The organism is Allobosea sp. (assembly GCF_048595345.1).
GTDB lineage: Bacteria > Pseudomonadota > Alphaproteobacteria > Rhizobiales > Beijerinckiaceae > Allobosea.
This window is the reverse complement of record NZ_JBMDWH010000192.1, coordinates 1-2,502: the sequence shown is the minus strand read 5'-3', so window position 1 is coordinate 2,502 and position 2,502 is coordinate 1. Positions and strand designations below refer to the sequence as shown.

The window sequence follows — 2,502 nt, the reverse complement described above, 5'->3', positions numbered from 1 at the left end:
CGCGATGAAGACCGTCTCGCTCAAGCCCGCCGATGTCGAAAAGAAGTGGGTTGTGATCGACGCCTCCGGGCTCGTCGTCGGCCGTCTCGCCTCCGTGGTGGCGATGCGTCTGCGCGGCAAGCACAAGGCCGCCTACACCCCCCACGTCGACTGCGGCGACAATGTCATCGTGATCAACGCCGAGAAGGTCTCCTTCACCGGCCGCAAGCGCGAGCAGAAGAACTACTATCACCACACCGGCTTCCCGGGTGGCATCAAGGAGCGTTCGGCCAAGTTCATCCTGGAAGGCCGCTTCCCCGAGCGCGTCGTCGAGAAGGCCGTGGAGCGCATGCTGCCGCGCGGCCCGCTCTTCCGCCAGATCCTCGGCAATCTGCGCGTCTACAAGGGCACCGAGCATCCGCACGCCGCCCAGTCGCCGGAGGCGCTCGACGTCGCCGCGCTCAACAGCAAGAACAAGAGGGTCTGACCATGGCCGAGGTTCTTCAGTCCCTCTCCCAGCTCGGCGACGTCGCCAAGCCGGAGCAGCCCGCCGCTCCCGTCCACGTCAAGAAGGTCGACGCGCAGGGCCGCGCCTATGCCACCGGCAAGCGCAAGAACGCCATCGCCCGCGTCTGGATCAAGCCCGGCTCCGGCAAGGTCACGGTCAATGGCCGCGATCAGGAGATCTACTTCGCCCGCCCGGTGCTGCGTCTCGTGCTCAAGCAGCCGCTGCAGCTGGTCGATCGCGTCACGCAGTATGACGTCGTCGTCTCGGTCAAGGGCGGCGGTCTCTCCGGCCAGGCCGGCGCGGTGCGCCACGGCATCTCCAAGGCGCTGACCCACTACGAGCCGGAGCTTCGCGGCCCGCTCAAGAAGGAAGGCTTCCTGACCCGCGACTCGCGCGTCGTCGAGCGTAAGAAGTTCGGCAAGGCCAAGGCCCGCCGCAGCTTCCAGTTCTCGAAGCGCTGACCCGTCTGGGATCGAATGGAAAAGGGGCCGGCTTTCGCCGGCCCCTTTTTCTTTGTCTGCCAAGTGCTCCGCCGCTCGCTCAATAGGTGGGCGGCTTTGCCACGAGAGGGGCGCTCTTGCCCCATTTCGCGAGATCACGCTCGCCATCCCGCACTCCCGCTTCCTTGGCCGCCATCTGCAACGCCGAAGGCGGGGTCGGGGCCTTGTTGGGGTTGTGCCGAGGCGTCACGCCGGCGACCTTGCCGAGATCGTAGATGGTGTTCATCGCCCGCATCTCCCAGGCCGGATAGACCCCGGTCCCGACCCAGCAGCGACAGAGGAAGTAATGTTCGACGGCGGCCATCATGCCGTCGTCGGGGTCGATGAGGCTTGCGGGCCAGACGGTGATGGGGGGATTCTTAGCCCAGCCGGCATTCCGTACCTGATAGAGATCGAGGCGGATCTGGCAGTATCGCTCCTGCTCGGGAAGTGCGGCGCGAAAGGCTTTCCATTTCGCCAGGAGATCGTTCAATCTTGCGACATGGACATTGCTTGCAGCCATGGGGCGCCTCTTCTGCTCCTGTGCTCGATCCTCTTGCCGTCGATCCGAACCGGCAGCTCCGGATGCATGCGATGCTCCCGTCAAGAGACAGATCGCTGCCGGGCTCGCGGTGATCCAGCCGGATTGAGGTCTAAAGATGGCGATCAAGCGCCCCGTTCTTCTCGTCACTGGCGGCAGCCGCGGCATCGGTGCGGCCATTTGCATCATGGCCGCTGCGCGCGGCTATGACGTCGCGGTCAACTACCAGAGCAATGGGGCGGCCGCCGCCGAGGTGGTGGACGCCTGCGAGGCTGCCGGCGCGAAGGCCGTCGCGGTTCAGGGCGACATGGCACGGCAGGACGAGATCGCGCGGGTCTTCACTGACGCGGCGCAGGCGCTCGGCCCGCTGACGCAGGTCGTCGTCAATGCCGGCATCACCGGCCCGTCGAGCCGCTTGGCCGAGGCCGATCCGGCCGTGATCGCGCATTGTATCGACGTCAACGTCACGGGCGCGATCCTGGTTGCGCGGGAGGCCACCCGCGCGCTGCTGGCTCACAGCCAGGCTCCCAATCGCTCGATCGTCATGATCTCCTCGATCGCCGCCGGGCTCGGTTCGCCCGACGAGTTCGTCTGGTATGCCGCCTCGAAGGGCGCGATCGATTCCTTCACCATCGGCCTCGCGCGCGAGCTCGCCCCCTCCGGCATCCGCGTCAACGCGGTGGCGCCCGGCATGACGGAGACCGACATCCACGCGCTCTCCTCCGGCGAGCCCGGCCGTGTCGCACGCATCGCGCCCTCCATTCCGCTGCGCCGCGCGGCGCAGCCGGAGGAAATCGCCGAGATGGTTCTCTTCGCGATGTCGAAAGCGGCTTCCTACGTCGTGGGGTCGGTGCTGCGCGTCGGCGGCGGCCGCTGAGGCCGGGGAGGGCGACGATGCGCATTCTCCTGACGCTGCTCGGCTTCGTCATGATCGCGGTGCCCGCGCTGATGATGCTGGCGCGCCGAGACCTGCCGAGCGGGCGGCGCATCGCCTT

The 2,502-nt window shown here is 67.1% G+C and carries 4 protein-coding genes; 3 read left to right on the top strand and 1 reads right to left on the bottom strand.

The annotated features are described in order from the left end of the window. The first annotated feature begins 4 nt into the window (after window positions 1-4). Window positions 5-466 (top strand): 50S ribosomal protein L13, encoded by a 462-nt coding sequence (rplM, locus tag ACOJTB_RS16955; RefSeq protein ID WP_420103702.1) that lies wholly within the window; start codon window positions 5-7, stop codon window positions 464-466. Between the two features lie 2 nt (window positions 467-468). After that, complete coding sequence (gene rpsI / locus ACOJTB_RS16950; RefSeq protein ID WP_420103701.1) at window positions 469-948, top strand: 30S ribosomal protein S9; 480 nt, start codon at window positions 469-471, stop codon at window positions 946-948. 79 nt (window positions 949-1,027) lie between these two features. Here the strand turns inward: rpsI and ACOJTB_RS16945 are convergent, their stop codons facing one another. After that, window positions 1,028-1,489, bottom strand: coding sequence for a hypothetical protein (locus tag ACOJTB_RS16945; RefSeq protein WP_420103700.1), 462 nt, complete (start codon window positions 1,487-1,489; stop codon window positions 1,028-1,030). 136 nt (window positions 1,490-1,625) lie between these two features. Between ACOJTB_RS16945 and ACOJTB_RS16940 the strand changes: the two genes are divergently transcribed. Further along, entirely contained in the window at window positions 1,626-2,384 is a 759-nt protein-coding gene (locus ACOJTB_RS16940) for an SDR family oxidoreductase (RefSeq protein WP_420103699.1), read from the top strand. Window positions 2,385-2,502: the final 118 nt, after the last annotated feature.